The 15,738-nt window shown below is 69.3% G+C and carries 19 protein-coding genes; 11 read left to right on the forward strand and 8 right to left on the reverse strand.

Going from position 1 to position 15,738, the window contains the following annotated elements; translation table 11 throughout:
* Positions 1–31 precede the first annotated feature (31 nt).
* A complete protein-coding gene (locus ACIBK3_RS41035) occupies positions 32–925 on the reverse strand; it encodes an AraC family transcriptional regulator (protein ID WP_399373231.1) in 894 nt (297 codons plus the stop codon).
* A gap of 58 nt (positions 926–983) precedes the next feature.
* Between ACIBK3_RS41035 and ACIBK3_RS41040 the strand changes: the two genes are divergently transcribed.
* Together ACIBK3_RS41040 and ACIBK3_RS41045 are read left to right on the forward strand one after the other, a co-directional pair.
* A complete protein-coding gene (locus ACIBK3_RS41040; protein ID WP_043204514.1) occupies positions 984–1,409 on the forward strand; it encodes a DUF2000 domain-containing protein in 426 nt (141 codons plus the stop codon).
* Positions 1,410–1,666: 257 nt separating this feature from the next.
* Positions 1,667–2,428 carry a phosphoglyceromutase gene (locus tag ACIBK3_RS41045; RefSeq protein WP_399373232.1) on the forward strand — a complete coding sequence of 254 codons (762 nt, stop codon included), beginning with the start codon at positions 1,667–1,669 and terminating at the stop codon, positions 2,426–2,428.
* 78 nt (positions 2,429–2,506) lie between these two features.
* Here ACIBK3_RS41045 and ACIBK3_RS41050 read toward each other — a convergent pair whose 3' ends face one another.
* Complete coding sequence (locus ACIBK3_RS41050; protein ID WP_399373233.1) at positions 2,507–2,671, reverse strand: hypothetical protein; 165 nt, start codon at positions 2,669–2,671, stop codon at positions 2,507–2,509.
* Positions 2,672–2,872: 201 nt separating this feature from the next.
* A complete protein-coding gene (locus ACIBK3_RS41055) occupies positions 2,873–3,784 on the reverse strand; it encodes a LysR family transcriptional regulator (protein ID WP_399373234.1) in 912 nt (303 codons plus the stop codon).
* Positions 3,785–3,993: 209 nt separating this feature from the next.
* Here ACIBK3_RS41055 and ACIBK3_RS41060 point away from each other — a divergent pair, with 209 nt between their 5' ends.
* The 3 genes from ACIBK3_RS41060 (at position 3,994) to ACIBK3_RS41070 (ending at position 6,567) form a co-directional block, all read left to right on the forward strand.
* Positions 3,994–4,728: an SDR family NAD(P)-dependent oxidoreductase gene (locus ACIBK3_RS41060; RefSeq protein WP_399373235.1), complete on the forward strand. Its 735-nt coding sequence runs from the start codon at positions 3,994–3,996 to the stop codon at positions 4,726–4,728.
* Between the two features lie 168 nt (positions 4,729–4,896).
* Complete coding sequence (locus ACIBK3_RS41065) at positions 4,897–5,520, forward strand: NADPH-dependent F420 reductase (RefSeq protein WP_399373237.1); 624 nt, start codon at positions 4,897–4,899, stop codon at positions 5,518–5,520.
* Between the two features lie 180 nt (positions 5,521–5,700).
* Entirely contained in the window at positions 5,701–6,567 is an 867-nt protein-coding gene (locus tag ACIBK3_RS41070) for a PhzF family phenazine biosynthesis isomerase (protein ID WP_399373238.1), read from the forward strand.
* Here ACIBK3_RS41070 and ACIBK3_RS41075 read toward each other — a convergent pair.
* The 4 genes from ACIBK3_RS41075 to phoU all read right to left on the reverse strand — a co-directional run bounded on the left by ACIBK3_RS41075 (position 6,539) and on the right by phoU (position 8,342).
* Complete coding sequence (locus tag ACIBK3_RS41075) at positions 6,539–6,802, reverse strand: hypothetical protein (protein ID WP_399373240.1); 264 nt, start codon at positions 6,800–6,802, stop codon at positions 6,539–6,541. The genes ACIBK3_RS41070 and ACIBK3_RS41075 overlap by 29 nt on opposite strands.
* 183 nt (positions 6,803–6,985) lie before the next feature.
* Positions 6,986–7,234: an SCO4226 family nickel-binding protein gene (locus tag ACIBK3_RS41080; protein WP_399373242.1), complete on the reverse strand. Its 249-nt coding sequence runs from the start codon at positions 7,232–7,234 to the stop codon at positions 6,986–6,988.
* A gap of 138 nt (positions 7,235–7,372) precedes the next feature.
* A complete protein-coding gene (locus tag ACIBK3_RS41085; protein WP_399373243.1) occupies positions 7,373–7,531 on the reverse strand; it encodes a hypothetical protein in 159 nt (52 codons plus the stop codon).
* A 109-nt stretch (positions 7,532–7,640) separates the two neighbouring features.
* Positions 7,641–8,342 (reverse strand): phosphate signaling complex protein PhoU, encoded by a 702-nt coding sequence (gene phoU / locus ACIBK3_RS41090; protein WP_399373244.1) that lies wholly within the window; start codon positions 8,340–8,342, stop codon positions 7,641–7,643.
* Between the two features lie 236 nt (positions 8,343–8,578).
* Here phoU and ACIBK3_RS41095 point away from each other — a divergent pair, with 236 nt between their 5' ends.
* Together ACIBK3_RS41095 and ACIBK3_RS41100 are read left to right on the forward strand one after the other, a co-directional pair.
* Positions 8,579–9,934: a sensor histidine kinase gene (locus ACIBK3_RS41095; protein ID WP_399373245.1), complete on the forward strand. Its 1,356-nt coding sequence runs from the start codon at positions 8,579–8,581 to the stop codon at positions 9,932–9,934.
* The gene (locus tag ACIBK3_RS41100) at positions 9,931–10,611 is read left to right on the forward strand and encodes a response regulator transcription factor (protein WP_015659563.1); all 681 of its coding nucleotides are present in this window, start codon (positions 9,931–9,933) and stop codon (positions 10,609–10,611) included. The genes ACIBK3_RS41095 and ACIBK3_RS41100 overlap by 4 nt, the downstream gene beginning before the upstream one ends.
* A gap of 152 nt (positions 10,612–10,763) precedes the next feature.
* Here ACIBK3_RS41100 and ACIBK3_RS41105 read toward each other — a convergent pair whose 3' ends face one another.
* A complete protein-coding gene (locus tag ACIBK3_RS41105) occupies positions 10,764–11,432 on the reverse strand; it encodes a copper chaperone PCu(A)C (RefSeq protein ID WP_399373247.1) in 669 nt (222 codons plus the stop codon).
* A gap of 634 nt (positions 11,433–12,066) precedes the next feature.
* Here ACIBK3_RS41105 and ACIBK3_RS41110 point away from each other — a divergent pair.
* From ACIBK3_RS41110 to cysS, 4 genes are all read left to right on the forward strand, one after another.
* Positions 12,067–12,549: a CarD family transcriptional regulator gene (locus ACIBK3_RS41110; protein WP_003953493.1), complete on the forward strand. Its 483-nt coding sequence runs from the start codon at positions 12,067–12,069 to the stop codon at positions 12,547–12,549.
* A 337-nt stretch (positions 12,550–12,886) separates the two neighbouring features.
* A complete protein-coding gene (gene ispD / locus ACIBK3_RS41115; protein WP_399373249.1) occupies positions 12,887–13,651 on the forward strand; it encodes a 2-C-methyl-D-erythritol 4-phosphate cytidylyltransferase in 765 nt (254 codons plus the stop codon).
* Entirely contained in the window at positions 13,641–14,138 is a 498-nt protein-coding gene (ispF, locus tag ACIBK3_RS41120; RefSeq protein WP_399373250.1) for a 2-C-methyl-D-erythritol 2,4-cyclodiphosphate synthase, read from the forward strand. The genes ispD and ispF overlap by 11 nt, the downstream gene beginning before the upstream one ends.
* Positions 14,139–14,245: 107 nt before the next feature.
* The gene (gene cysS / locus ACIBK3_RS41125; protein WP_399373251.1) at positions 14,246–15,646 is read left to right on the forward strand and encodes a cysteine--tRNA ligase; all 1,401 of its coding nucleotides are present in this window, start codon (positions 14,246–14,248) and stop codon (positions 15,644–15,646) included.
* Positions 15,647–15,738 lie beyond the last annotated feature (92 nt).

The raw sequence follows: 15,738 nt of genomic DNA on the forward strand, positions 1-15,738 counted from the left end.
TCCGGGACCACCGACCGCGGCCGAGGTCTCCTCACATGCGGGAGCTGTTGCGGTACCGCCCCGGAGTCACGCCCACCAGCTTCTTGAAGTGCCGGGTGAGGTGGGCCTGGTCGTGGAAACCGGTCAGGGCGGCGACATCGGCGGGTCCCCGGTCCGCGAGCAGCAGCCGACGGGCCTGGTCGACGCGGCGGGCGTTCAGATACTGGTGCGGGGCGATGCCGTACGCGCTGCTGAACGCCCGTACGAGATGCGCCGGATGAGCCTGGACCAGCCGTGCCGCCTCCTCCAGCGAAAGCCCCTCGACAACGCGCTCGTCGAGGAGTTCACGCAGACGGCGGGCGAGGACCGGGTCGCGGCGCGGACCGCGTGACGCCTGCTGCCCCGGGCGCAGATGCGTGCGCAGCCGCTCGCCGACGAGGGTCAGCCTGCTCGCCGCCTCCAGCTCGTCGCCGGGCCGGGTGAGCGCGGTGTGCAGTTGCCCGACGCGCAGCCGCAGCAGGGGGTCGCGCAGGTCGGGCGCGTCGACGGCGGGCCCGATCAGGTCGTCCCCGAGCCGGCTGCTGTCGAGGTACAGCACCCGCTTGCGGAAGCCGTCCGGGGTGACGGGGGAGCCGTTGTGAGGCACGTGCGGCGGCAACAGGGACACCGTGTCGTGCGGGGTGCCGTGCTCGTGCCGGTCCAGGTCGTACCGTACGGCCCCGTCGTCGACGATGAGCAGCGTCCACGCGTCATGGACGTGCATCGGGTACGCGTACTCGGTGAAATGGGCGTGGAAGACCTCCACGACACCCGGGACGGCCGGATGCCAGGCGGAGACGTCACGCCGGCCTTGCGGAGTCTGCCGGCCTTGCGGAGTCTGTCGGCCTTGCGGGGTCTGTCGGGCTTGAGGGCCCTGCCTGGCTTGCCGGGCCTCTTGAGCGGCCATGCAAGAAACGTACAAGACGCTGTCGTACGACGTTCGGCAGTCTCGCTCCATGAGCTCCATGAGTACTGAACCCATCCGATTCGACACCAAGATCGCCGTCCTGCTGCGCGAGGACCTGGAGCCCTGGCAGCGGCTCAACGTCACGGCGTTCCTGGTCAGCGGCCTGGGCACGCAGGTTCCCGAGGTGGTCGGCGAGCCGTACGAGGACGCCGACGGCGTGCCCTACCTGCCGATGTTCCGCCAGCCCGTCATGGTCTTCGAGGCCACGAAGGAGACCCTGACGACGGCCCACGCGCGCGTGCTGTCCCGCGCCCTGCCGCGAGCCCTCTTCACGGGTGACCTCTTCGCTACGGGCAACGACCGCGACAACCGCGCGGCGGTACGGGCCGTACCGACGGCCGAACTCGACCTGGTGGGGCTGGCGGTGTACGGCCCGCGCAACGCGGTGGACAAGGTCGTCAAGGGGGCACGGATGCATCCGTGAGCGACTTCGGCGCCAGCCGGTTCCTCGGTCGGGTTCTCGACCGGTTCGGCCGTCGGCATACGCGGCATCAGGGCGGCGTAGCCGATGGCCGCCGCCGTGGCCGAGCACGGCCGCACGAGCACGACCAAGGTGGATCCTGTCGTCAGGTGGATCCGATGGATCAGGTGGATCCGGTGCATCCCGTCGGCCGAGGGCCGAACCGTCCGCCTACCGAGCGGCCGTATGCCCCGTCGACCCCGTGGATTACGCTCATCCACATGGCCGACGCACCGTACAAGCTGATCCTCCTCCGCCACGGCGAGAGCGAATGGAACGCGAAGAACCTGTTCACCGGCTGGGTGGACGTCAACCTCAACGAGAAGGGTGAGAAGGAGGCAGTCCGCGGCGGTGAGCTGCTCAAGGACGCCGGCCTGCTCCCCGACGTGGTCCACACGTCTCTCCAGAAGCGCGCCATCCGCACCGCTCAGCTCGCCCTGGAGTCCGCGGACCGCCTCTGGATCCCGGTCCACCGCTCCTGGCGCCTGAACGAACGCCACTACGGCGCCCTCCAGGGCAAGGACAAGGCCCAGACCCTCGCGGAGTTCGGCGAGGAGCAGTTCATGCTCTGGCGCCGCTCTTACGACACCCCGCCCCCGCCGCTGGCGAACGACGCGGAGTTCTCCCAGTTCGACGACCCGCGCTACGCGACGCTCCCGCCGGAGCTGCGCCCGCAGACCGAGTGCCTCAAGGACGTCGTCGTCCGCATGCTCCCGTACTGGTTCGACGGCATCGTCCCCGACCTTCTCACCGGCCGCACGGTCCTCGTCGCCGCCCACGGCAACAGCCTCCGCGCCCTGGTGAAGCACCTCGACGGCATCTCCGACGCCGACATCGCGGGCCTCAACATCCCGACGGGCATCCCCCTGTCCTACGAACTGGACACGAACTTCAAGCCGGTGACGCCGGGCGGGACCTACCTCGACCCCGAGGCGGCTGCGGCGGCCATTGAGGCGGTCAAGAACCAGGGAAAGAAGAAGTAAGTTTTGTGATCACGCCCCCGACCTGCGCATACGGCGCAAGTCAGGGGCGTTTTCATGGCCTGGATCCTCTGTGGGACCTCAGTGCCCGGAGTCCAGCTCGTCGACGCACAGTCCGAGAATCTCGCCCTGTCGCAGTCCGCGTCCGGCGCCCATGTCGACCATGGTCCGGAAGCGCTCAACCATGGCGTCACGGAGGGCGAAAACGCTGTCCGGCTGCCAGGTGACGACACGGGGCGTGCCCATTTCGGGGAGCGTCACGGTGCGCGAGTTGCATGGGGTCCGGCGCGAGTAGCCGTACTCCACTGCTGCGGAGAGAACAGCGCGGGCATTGGAGAAAATCACGCGGGCGTACGCGCCGGACAGGCCGGAGGCTTCGAGCTCAATTCCTTCGCCATTGCTGGGACCGCGTGCCTGCTTTGGCGCTGCTGTTGTCAGTCGGACTGCTCAGCCGCGTTTTGAAACGGCATCGCTTCCAAGCTGCCACATTTCATAGTTCCCGCATTCTGCCGTGATCTCGGCCGTTTCCTGAGCCGCGGTGAAGAAGTCATCGACCACCGGCGAGGTGCGCGATGCCGCCGCCGCGAGGCACACCTGGTCGGGTGCCAGATCCGGGATGGGCACATAGATGACGTCCGGATGTGAGTAGAACACGGACGCCGAACGGGCCAGGAACGAGATGCCCCGGCCGGCCGCGACATGCTCGAGTGTCTCGTCCACCCCGCGCACCAGGTACCCGGCGTTGGGGTGCGGGCGCCTGGTGGGCTGCGTGCTCGGGTCGGCATGCCAGACCAGCGGTTCGCCGGCCAGGTCGGCCTCGGTGACCTCCTCCTTGCCGGCCAACCGGTGGCCGGCGGGCAGCACCGCCACCCGCGGCTCGGCGTACAGCGGGGTGACGCGCAGGCCGGTCTCGTCGATGGGCAGCCGTACGTAGCCGACGTCGATGCGGCCGTCGAGCAGCATCGGGGCCTGGTCGTCCCCTTCGATCCGCTGCACGTCCACGACCACGTCCGGGTGCCGGGCCTCGAACGCCCGCGCCGCCGGGATGACCGGGATGCCCGCCCGGAAACCGACCATCAGCCGCCGGCTGCCGCGGGCGGCCACGGACACCCGGCGGCGGACCGCGTGCGCGGAGGCGAGCAGCGGACCGGCGTCGGCCAGCAGCTGTCGGCCCGCGTCGGTCAGCGCTACGCCGTGGCGATCCCTGGTGAACAGCGAGGCGCCGAGGTCCTGCTCCAGCGCGCGGATCTGCCGGCTGAGCACCGGCTGCGCGATATGCAGCTCATCGGCGGCGCGGCCGAAGTGCAACTGGTCGGCCACGGCGGCGAAGTAACGCAATTTGCGCAGGTCCAGATCCATCGCGTCTCCCCGTCCGGTGATGCCTTCAGGGTATCACCACGGCTAAAAGAAGTCTTGGACACCCCACTCGGGCCAATGGCAGCCTGAATAGGTGCCTATTGAGGCCGAATCGAATTCGGGACAAGGATTCGACATCGGAACTTGATAGCCGGGCCCGGGCCCAGAATGAGCACACTGTTTCAGATATCCATCAATTCAACGGAGTGATCGTGGGAAAGCTCGATGGCAAGGTAGCGGTGATCACCGGCGGATCCACCGGCATGGCACTGGCCGGCGCCAAACTGTTCGTCGAGGAAGGAGCGCACGTCTTCATCCAGGCCCGGCGGCAGGAAGCACTGGACGACGCCGTCAAGCTGATCGGCCGCAACATCACCGCCGTCCAGGGTGACGCGGCCGAACTGGACGACCTGGACCGCTTGTACGACACCGTCAAGCGGGAAAAGGGCTCGATCGACGTGCTGTGGGCCAGCGCCGGGATGGGCGAACCCGCCGTCCTCGGCGAGATCACCGAGGAACAGTTCCAGCGCGCCTTCTGGCTCAACGCGCGCGGCACCCTGTTCACCGTGCAGAAGGCGCTGCCGCTGATCAACGACAACGGCTCGATCTTCATGACCGGATCCAACGCCTCCCTCGGCGCCTTCCCCGGCTGGAGCCTCTACGCGGGAAGCAAGGCCGTCCAGCAGGCCTGGGCCCGCGTCTGGCTCAACGAACTGCGCGACCGCAAGATCCGGGTCAACGTCCTGACCCCGGGCCAGGTCGCCACCGCCAAACAGGAAGAACTGTTCGACGAGGCGACCAAGGACGCATTCGAGTCCCTCATCCCCCGCGGAAAGATGGGCCGCCCCGAAGAAATCGCCACCGTCGCCCTGTTCCTCGCCTCCGACGACTCCAGCTACGTCAACGGCCTGGAACTGGTCGCCGACGGCGGCACCACCGCCATCTGAACCACACCAGGAATGCCGTGGGCACACCCCACAACAACCCAGTCGCCACAACGAATTGCCGGGAAAGGCTCGGCAGTCGGCCCAGATGCGTCGCGGCCGACGCCTTGCGCCTGAACCGGCACGAACGAGACAGAGCGACACCTCGAGAACGGGAAGAGAGCACACCTCATGAGCAGCATCACCCTCATCGGTACGGGGAACATGGCCCGTACCATCGGCACGCTCGCGGTGGCGGGCGGCAACACCGTCGAGGTCATGGGACGCGATCAGTCCAAGGCCGATGACCTGGCCAAGGCTCTGGGCGGCGGCGCGACGACGGGCACGTGGGGCGCCGTCCCGGCCGGGGACATCGTCATCACGGCCCTGTTGTACGACGGTGTCGTTCCGGTCGTCGCCGAGTACGGAGACGCCCTCGCGGACAAGGTCATCGTCGACATCAGCAACCCCTTCAACGCCACGTTCGACGGACTGGCCCACAGCGAGGAGACGTCGATCGCGCAGGAAGTCGCCAAGGTGGCCCCGGCCGGCGCCAGCGTGGTGAAGGCTTTCAACACCATCTTCCGTAATGTCCTGGAGAAGGGCCGGCCCAACGTCTTCATCGCCGGCGACAATGCTGAGGCCAAGGCGGGCGTGGAGGCATTCATCGAGAGCCTCGGGCTGCGCCCGCTGGACGTCGGCGGCCTGAAAATGGCGCACTGGCTGGAAGGAATGGGCCTGGTCACGGTGGGCCTCGCCGGCAACGGGGTCGGCCACTGGGACTTCGCCCTCGGCGTCAACGAATTCACCGACTGAGCCCCCGGGTCGAGCAGTCGGTGAACAGGGCGCCGTGCGCCCGGACAGTGGTTGATGGATCACCGACTCGCTGATGTCGGACATCAATGCCGGCGGGAACACCCCACGTCCCCGCATCCGGGAACACCCCACGTCCCCGCATCCGGGAACACCCCCCGTCCCTCTCCACGTTGCCCCCACATGACGACCAACGCGCCGCGGCCCGACGTACTCCGATACACCGCCTTCTCCACCGATCCCGACGGTGGGAACCTTGCCGGCGTCGTTCTGGACGCCGGTGACCTCGACGACGCCGACATGCTGGCCATCGCCGCCGAGCTCGGGTATTCGGAGTCCGCGTTTCTGACCGCGCCCCCCGAGGGTCTCGACGGGCGGGCTTACACCATCCGTTTCTTCAGTCCGAAGGCCGAGGTGTCGTTCTGCGGGCATGCCACCGTGGCGACCGCAGTGGCGCTTGCCGAGCGGACGGGACCCGGGGAGTTGGTGTTCGCGACGCGGGCCGGGACCGTGCCGGTGGAGGTGGCCGAGGAGGGCGGGGTGCTGCGGGCCACGCTCACGAGTGTGGAGCCGCACGTCGAGGAGGTCGCCGATGCCGACCTCGCGGAGGCGCTCGGCGCGCTCGGCTGGCCGGTCGCCGATCTCGACCCGGCCTTTCCGCCCCGTATCGCCTTCGCGGGGGCCCGTCATCTTGTTCTCGCGGCGGCGACGCGGGCCCGCCTCGCGGATCTCGCGTACGACTTCGCCGGCCTCGAAGCCCTCATGCACCGCCTGGACCTGACCACCGTTCAGCTGGTGTGGCGGGAGTCGTCCACCGTCTTCCATGTCCGTGACCCGTTCCCCGTCGGCGGCGTCGTCGAGGACCCGGCGACCGGTGCCGCGGCCGCCGCGTTCGGGGCGTACGCCCGCGAGCTCGGCCTGGTTCCCGAGGACGCCGTCCTCACCCTGTACCAGGGCGAGGACCTAGGCCGCCCCGGCGAGCTCACGGTGACACTGCGCGCGGGTGACCCGCGGGTCCGGGTCAGTGGCGCGGGGGCTCGTATCGGCTGACGTGTCCGGCGGGTCCCTGTGCCGGGGCCCCGGCGAGGCGGTGGAACGCCTGCGTGGTGTCGGGGTGGGCGAGCTCGTCCAGAAGATGGCGCCAGTCGGGGTCCACGGCGGTGGGGTGGGCCAGGTCCCAGGCCGTGAGCAGCGGGGCCAGGTTGCTCTCGGTCGGGGGATCGGTCGGGGCCTCGGTTGGAGCGGCCGTCGTGGTGTCCGGCTTTGAGGGGACGAGCTGCTTCATCGGGGGTTTCCTTCCGGACGGGGCTGCCCCAACCTTGGGGATTCGTTGGGCTCGATGCACAACGATGCCGTCGTCCGCTTCCCGGGGCGATGGAGTGGGCCGCCCTGTCGAGAGTGTAGACAGCCGTACCCCGCGAGGGCGGGCGTCCCCCGGCGGCGCGGGGGCGCTCGCCGTCCGGCGGCGTCAGACCACCAGCGGGACCTCGTGGATCTCGTCGGCCCTGTGGCCCGCGCGTTCGTGGACGCGTTGGACCGCGTCGGCCGACGGTGCCTCGGAGAGGCAGTAGATCGTGCCGGAGTTCGGGTCCGCCCAGGAACGTTCGAAGTGCACGCCTTCGTCCTTCTCCATCGAGAGGTCGGCGTCGTGCGCCTGCCTCAGCTGGTCGGGCGTGATGCCCTCGAACCCGTGGTGGACATCCATGAACTGAGCCATGGCCTCGCACCTCCTTGTTCCTGTACCTGTCCCTCTTCCTTTCATGGTGCGCCCGTGCGCCGACTCCGGCGACAGGGACAGACGAAGGGCCCCGGCTCGCACCGGGGCCCGTACCGTCGTACGAAATTCAACGCACCGTCAGCCGCACTTGCACGCGTTGCCCGACTGGCAGCCGCAGCCGCAGCCCGAGCCGCAGCCGCACGCGCCGAAGAGCGGGAGGCTTCTGATCTCTGCGGGCTGCTCGGTCGGGCGTTCCTGCGTGGGGTCGGGGGTGGGAGTGCTGGGGAATTGGGTCATGTTCCCTCCTCAAGGCTGGTGCCTGCGCCCATTGGACGGCCGTTCCCCTGGGCGCATCAACGGCGCACTGTGGCTCGCCCGTGCCCCGGACAGAATCACCCCGGAGGAATCAGACCCCCTCCACCCCCGGCGCCGCCTGGATGTCCGGCTGCACATCCCCCTGCAGCTCGTCCGCGTGCTCGCCCGTCACCAGGAACACCACGCGCTTGGCCACCGACACCGCGTGGTCGGCGAACCGCTCGTAGTAGCGGCCCAGCAGGGTCACGTCGACGGCCGTCTCGATGCCGTGCTTCCAGCGGTCGTCGATGAGGTGCTGGAAGAGGTGGCGGTGCAGGAGGTCCATCTCGTCGTCGTCCTGCTCCAGCTGGAGCGCCAGGTCGACGTCCTTCGTGATGATCACCTCGGCCGCCTTGGCCATCAGGCGCTGCGCGAGCTGCCCCATCTCCAGGATCGTGGCGTGCAGGTCGTGCGGGACCGCGCGGTCCGGGAAGCGCAGCCGGGCCAGCTTGGCCACGTGCTGGGCCAGGTCGCCCGAGCGCTCCAGGTCCGCCGACATCCGCAGCGAGGTGACGACGATCCTCAGGTCCGTCGCCACCGGCTGCTGGCGGGCCAGCAGGGCTATCGCGCGGGCTTCCAGGTCGTGCTGGAGCTCGTCGACCTTCTGGTCGGCCTCGATCACGCTCTCGGCGAGTTTCAGGTCGGAGTCGAGGATCGCCGTCGTGGCGCGCCCGATCGCCGAGCCGACCAGCCGGGCCATCTCCACCAGTCCGTCGCCGATCGAATCCAGTTCCTCGTGGTACGCGTCCCGCATCAGGGGTTCCCTCTCGTACGTGATCTTCGGGGGGCACCGGGGCCGGGGCCCGGCGCGACTGTCGCGTGCAAAACCGGTGCTCGCACCCCACGCTCCCACGTTCCGGCCCGTACGCGTCCGTTTCCGGCACCCCAAATGAACCAATCCTGGCTCCAAGGTGAACTCTGGGCGACGAGTGTTCGAGGTCGCACTCGGACGGCTGTGGCCAGCGGCTCCGTCATGCCTAACCTGGGTGCATGGACGTGAACGCGGCGGTCGCCGCAGCGGCAGCGATCGCCGGTGTACTCACCGGTGTCATCGCCATGCTGGCGTTCCGCTGGAGCGAGCGGGAGCAGAAGCGCCCCACCCGCACATCCCTGCACACCGACCCGGTGCTTCCGCCGGGCGTGGACACCGTCCTGTCCGTACTCCGTTCCTCCGCCGTCGTCCTCGACGAGGCCGACGCCGTCGTCAAGGCCAGCTCCGCCGCGTACGCCCTCGGGCTGGTCCGCGGCGGCCGGCTCTCCGTGGAGCCCATGCTCCAGATGGCCCGGGACACCCGCCGGGACGGGGAGATACGGCAGGTCGAACTGGACCTGCCGAGGCGCGGGACCGGGCGCGGGGAAGCCCTCGCCGTCTCCGCGCGGGTCGCCCCGCTCGGCTCCCGGCTGGTGCTGCTCCTCGTGGAGGACCTCACCGAGGCCCGGCGCATCGAGGCGGTACGACGCGACTTCGTCGCGAACGTCAGCCATGAGCTGAAGACTCCCGTCGGCGCGCTCTCCCTCCTGTCCGAGGCGGTCATGGACGCCTCCGACGACCCGGAGGCGGTGGAACGCTTCGCCGGCCGGATGCAGATCGAGGCGACCCGGCTGACGAACCTGGTGCAGGAGCTCATAGACCTCTCGAGGGTGCAGAACGACGATCCCCTGGAGGACGCCGAACCGGTCCGCGTCGACGAACTGGTCGCCGAGGCCATCGACCGCTGCCGGCACCAGGCCGGCACCAAGCAGATCACGATGGCGGCGAGTGTGGGGGTGTCCGCTGGAGCCGATCAGGCAGGTGCGACACGCCACGCGGGCGGCAACGCCGACCTGCATGTCTGGGGCAACCGCGGCCAGCTCGCGGCCGCCCTCGGCAACCTCGTCGAGAACGCCGTCAACTACTCGCCCGCCCGCACCCGCGTCGGTATAGCCGCCCGACGGGTGAACGCGCCCGGCGGTGACATGATCGAGGTCGCCGTCACCGACCAGGGCATCGGGATCACCGACAAGGACAAGGAGCGCATCTTCGAGCGCTTCTACCGCGTCGACCCGGCCCGCTCCCGTGCCACCGGCGGCACGGGCCTCGGCCTCGCCATCGTCAAACACGTGGCCGCCTCGCACGGCGGGGAGGTCACCGTGTGGAGCGCCGAGGGACAGGGCTCCACCTTCACCCTGCGGCTGCCGGAGGCGGGTGCCGCCCGCGACCGCGCCCACCAGCACCCGGACCTCGACGGCGCCGACGGTGCCGACCGTCCCGGCGGCCTCGACGACGAGACCGGCCGATCCACCTCCCCCTCGTCCCCCCACTCATCCTCTTACGAACCGCTTACCGCCCCGGAGGTCCTTCCGTGACCCGTGTGCTCGTCGTCGAGGACGAGGAGTCCTTCTCCGACGCCCTGTCGTACATGCTCCGTAAAGAGGGCTTCGAGGTCGCTGTCGCGACCACCGGACCCGACGGACTCGACGAGTTCGAGCGCAACGGCGCCGACCTCGTCCTCCTCGACCTGATGCTGCCCGGCCTGCCGGGCACCGAGGTGTGCCGTCAGCTGCGCGGTCGCTCCAACGTTCCCGTCATCATGGTGACCGCCAAGGACAGCGAGATCGACAAGGTCGTCGGCCTGGAAATAGGAGCCGACGACTATGTGACCAAGCCGTTCTCCTCCCGCGAACTGGTCGCCCGCATCCGCGCGGTCCTGCGCCGCCGCGGTGAGCCGGAGGAGGTCACGCCGGCCGCCCTGGAGGCGGGCCCGGTCCGCATGGACGTCGACCGCCATGTGGTCACGGTCTCCGGCTCCAAGGTCGACCTCCCGCTCAAGGAGTTCGACCTCCTGGAGATGCTGCTGCGCAACGCCGGCCGCGTCCTGACCCGTATGCAGCTCATCGACCGGGTCTGGGGCGCCGACTACGTCGGCGACACCAAGACCCTCGACGTCCACGTCAAGCGCCTGCGCGCCAAGATCGAGCCTGACCCGGGAGCTCCGCGCTACCTGGTGACGGTCCGCGGCCTCGGCTACAAGTTCGAGCCGTAAACCGACCTCGCACCTCGCGTACGGCGTACGGCGTACGGCAGGGACGTACGACAGGCAGGGACGCAGGACAAGCAGGGACGGACAAGGCAGTAGGGCGGGGCCTCATCGAGAGGCCCCGCCCTACTGCCTTGTCACGTCTGCCGTACGACCGCTCAGTGGCCCGCCGCCGGTGACCCCGTGACGCTCGCGGAGGAGGCGTCGGTGGGGGTGGTCGAACCGGCGGGGGAGTTGGAGGTGGACGGGCTGGGGGAGCCCGACGTGCTCTCGCCGGCGCCCGGCGACCGGCTGGTGCTCGGCTTCGTCGACGGGACCGCGCTCGGGCCCCACTTGGTGAAGTAGTGGTCGGCCGGGACGACGAAGGCGCTCAGGCTCACCTCGCCGGTCTCGCTGAAGGTGAAGGTGACCTTCTGGGCGTTGCCGTCCTTGACGGACCGGCCGAGGTCGTTGATTGCGGCGGAGGGGTTGCCCTTGCCGCCGAGGATGACGGAGCCGCCGGCCGGGACGGTCAGCCTGCCCTTGCCCTTGGCGGGCGTGATCTTGGCGGCCCCGCCTCCGGCGACGCTGACGGAGTCCAGCGTCTGGGGGGTGTCGCCGTTGTTGAACACGGTGCCGGAGATCACCGCCGGACCCTTGGCCGGGGAGTTGGGCTGGGTGATGACCACGATGTTCTGGAGCTTGATGGGGCCCACGGTCGTGGCGGCGTTGTCCGGCTTGATCTGCAGGGTCTGGGCGTCGTTGCCGGCGCCGCACGCGGCGAGCGAGGCGATCGAGAACGCGATGGCGGCGGCGGCGAGGGCACCGCGTCGAAGGCTGCTGCTCACGGCGGCGGCAACTCCTTGACTCGAGCGAGGCGGCCGTAAAGCCGCGCTAAGTGTCTGTCAGCGACCTCAGGCTATCGAGCCGTTCCCACCGCGCCGCACCCGACCCTCCCCCTGCGGCTCCGCGTCCCTCAGTACGGCGCAAGTACGCCGCGAGTACGGCGCAAGTACGGTCCAGCCACTGCCGTCACAAGTGACTCCTGAGTCACATAGAGCCGGGTGATCGTCAGGCATTCACATAAGTCTCCCCGGTACGGCCCCGAGGATTTTCCGTGGAGGAATCCATGAAGCCGGGAATTGATCACCCTCGGCATGGCCGAGGGCCCGCTTGATCAATTCCGGATTGGTCCCGGACCCGACTCCGGCCGCCGAACGGAGTAACGTAAGTCGCACACTTGGAAGCGGACATATGGGGACGTTCGGCCGCTCGGGGAGGCCTCCGGATGCGTGTAACGTACGCGTTTCACCTCCCCCGGACAGCCGCTCCCACCTGCGAATACCTTCTTCCGCTCGCCGGACGAAGCACGTTCCTGTCGCAGTTGTCAAGCCCCGAGATGCGCCCTGACCTGCGAAAACGCCATTCAGAACACGCGGTTTCCGTGTTACTCTGGATAGCCACGGAAGGGGTACCTGTCACATGACGTTCAAGGTTGGCGACACCGTGGTCTATCCCCATCACGGGGCCGCGCTGATCGAGGCCATCGAAACTCGCCAGATCAAAGGCGTGGACAAGACCTACTTGGTGCTGAAGGTCGCCCAGGGTGATCTGACGGTACGTGTGCCAGCGGACAATGCGGAGTTCGTCGGCGTACGTGATGTGGTCGGTCAGGACGGACTGGACCGGGTCTTCGAGGTGCTGCGCGCGCCGTATGCCGAGGAGCCCACGAACTGGTCGCGTCGTTACAAGGCAAACCTGGAGAAGCTCGCCTCCGGCGATGTCATCAAGGTCGCGGAAGTCGTGCGTGACCTGTGGCGTCGTGAGCGCGAGCGCGGACTCTCCGCCGGTGAGAAGCGCATGCTCGCCAAGGCCCGCCAGATTCTGGTGAGCGAGCTCGCGCTCGCGGAGAACACGAACGAGGACAAGGCCGAGGCCCTGCTCGACGAGGTCCTCGCGTCCTGACGCCGACGCTGGCCGCAGCAAGCAGCCCGCCCAGCTCAGCACATTGAATGCCGCGGTGCCCGATGACGTAGGAAGTCGCCGGGCGCTGCGGCATGTTCGCGTTCCCACGCCGTACTCATGGTCATGTACCCATGGTCCTGGTCCCGGGCATGTACCCATGGTCCTGCTCACGTACCCATGGTCATCTCGGGAAAGCTCCCCCGATACTGTGCGTGCCGGGCCCGGGCAGCAGGCTCGACCAGGGTCACGGAAGGGTTCCGGTCAAGCTGTCGTACCGGGCACGCTTGAGGCCATACCCACCAAGGCCGAGCACACAAACCTGACCTGACAGGAACCGATGTCTGACGTTTCGCGCCCCTCGCCCGCAGAGGGCCGTACGACTCCTCGCACCGCCGCCGTGATCCCGGCCGCCGGCCGGGGCGTACGCCTTGGTCCGGGCGCTCCCAAGGCGCTGCGGACGCTGAACGGCACGCCCATGCTGATCCACGCGGTCCGCGCGCTGGCGGCGTCCCGCGCCGTTTCCCTCGTGGTCGTCGTGGCACCGCCCGACGGCGCCGCCGAGGTGAAGTCGCTGCTCGACCTGCACGCGCTGCCCGAGCGGACGGACTTCCTGGTCGTCCCGGGCGGCGAGAGCCGGCAGGAGTCCGTGAAACTCGGCCTGGACGCGCTGCCGCCCGAGTACGACATCGTCCTCGTCCACGACGCCGCCCGCCCCCTCGTCCCGGTCGACACCGTCGACGCCGTCATCGAGGCCGTACGGGAAGGCGCCGTGGCCGTCGTCCCGGCGCTGCCGCTCGCGGACACCGTGAAGGAAGTGGAGCCGGCCACGACCCCGGGCGACCCGGAGCCGGTGGTGGCCACCCCCGAGCGGGCCCGCCTCCGAGCCGTCCAGACCCCCCAGGGCTTCGACCGCGCCACCCTGATCCGCGCCCACGGGACGGTCACCGACAACGTCACCGACGACGCGAGCATGATCGAGCAGCTCGGCGAGACCGTCGTGGCCGTGCCCGGTCACGAGGAGGCCTTCAAGGTCACCCGCCCCCTCGACCTGGTCCTCGCGGAGGCGGTCCTGGCCCGCAGGAGGCTCAACGATGGCTTCTGAGACGGCCTACCCGCTGCCCCAGGTCGGCATCGGCACCGACATCCACGCCTTCGAAGAAGGCCGCGAGCTGTGGTGCGCCGGACTGAAGTGGGAGGGCGAGGGCACCGGCCTGGCCGGTCACTCCGACGCGGACGTCGTCGCCCACGCCGCCTGCAACGCCCTCTTCTCCGCCGCCGGCCTCGGCGACCTCGGACAGCACTTCGGCACCGGACGTCCCGAATGGTCCGGTGCCTCCGGCGTCACCCTGCTCACGGAGGCCGCGAGGATCGTCCGCGAGGCGGGCTTCACCATCGGCAACATCGCCGTACAGGTCGTAGGACCGCGTCCGAAGATCGGCAAGCGCCGGGACGAGGCGCAGAAGATCCTGTCGGACGCCGCCGGGGCCCCCGTGTCGGTGTCCGGCGCGACCACCGACGGGCTCGGCTTCCCCGGACGCGGCGAGGGCCTGATGGCGGTGGCGACGGCGCTGGTGGTGCGGACCGGCTGACGAGACCGGCCGATGAAACCGGCCGGCGAGACCGGCCGACGTCACGAATCTGTGCCCTTGGCGGCAACGGGCGCAAGACACCGCCCTACGCCTACTACCCTGGACTCGTGACGATTCGCCTGTACGACACCAGCGCCCGGCAGATCCGTGACTTCGCCCCGCTCCAGCCGGGCTGTGTCTCGATCTACCTGTGTGGCGCCACCGTGCAGGCCGCACCGCACATCGGGCACATCCGCTCGGGCCTGAACTTCGACATCATGCGCCGCTGGTTCGAGTACCGCGGCTACGAGGTCACGTTCATCCGCAACGTCACCGACATCGACGACAAGATCATCGCGAAGTCGGCCGACCAAGGCCGCCCCTGGTGGTCGATCGGCTACGACAACGAGCGCGCCTTCGACGACGGCTACACCGCGCTCGGCTGCCTCCCGCCGACGTACGAACCGCGCGCCACCGGCCACATCACCGAGATGGTCGAGATGATGCGCGGCCTCATCGAGCGGGGCCACGCCTACGAGTCCGACGGCAACGTCTACTTCGACGTCAAGTCGTTCCCGGAGTACCTGAGCCTGTCCAACCAGGAACTCGACAACCTGCTGCAGCCCTCAGGAGAGGGCGAGACCGGCAAGCGGGACGCCCGCGACTTCGCCCTCTGGAAGGCGGCCAAGCCGGGGGAGCCGAGCTGGGAGACGCCGTGGGGCCGCGGCCGGCCCGGCTGGCACCTGGAGTGCTCGGCGATGGCGCACAAGTACCTCGGCTCCGTCTTCGACATCCACGGCGGCGGCCTGGACCTGATCTTCCCGCACCACGAGAACGAGATCGCCCAGGCCAAGGCCTACGGCGACGAGTTCGCCCGGTACTGGGTGCACAACGCCTGGGTCACCATGAGCGGCGAGAAGATGTCCAAGTCGCTCGGCAACTCGGTCCTCGTGTCCGAGATGGTCAAGACATGGCGCCCGATCGTGCTGCGCTACTACCTCGGCACCCCCCACTACCGCTCGATGATCGAGTACAGCGAGGAGGCCCTGCGCGAGGCCGAGTCGGCGTTCGCGCGGATCGAGGGCTTCGTGCAGCGCGTGGTGGAGAAGGCCGGGGGAGCCGTCGAGCCCGCCGCCGACGTGCCGCCCGCCTTCGCCGAGGCGATGGACGACGACCTGGGTGTCCCGCAGGCCCTCGCCGTCGTGCACACCACCGTCCGGCAGGGCAACAGCGCGCTCGCCGCCGACGACAAGGAAGCCGCCGTGGCCCGCCTCGCCGAGGTCCGCGCCATGCTCGGCGTCCTCGGCCTGGACCCGCTCGACCCGCACTGGGCCGGCGAGGCCGACCGCGGGGACGATCTGCACGGCGTCGTCGACAGCCTCGTACGCCTGGTCCTCGACCAGCGCGAGGCGGCCCGCGCCCGCAAGGACTGGACCACCGCGGACGCCATCCGCGACCAGCTCAACCAGTCCGGACTCGTCATCGAGGACAGCCCGCAGGGACCGCGCTGGAGCCTCGGCCCGCGCTGACCCCTCTTGATCGATTCCTTGATCGATTGTGCCGCTCGGCCATCCGGGCGGCACACTGCATAGACGTACGTACTTCACCGCTTTTCACAGAC

Origin of the sequence: Streptomyces sp. NPDC050287 (assembly GCF_044459385.1) — a bacterium.
Taxonomy (GTDB): domain Bacteria; phylum Actinomycetota; class Actinomycetes; order Streptomycetales; family Streptomycetaceae; genus Streptomyces.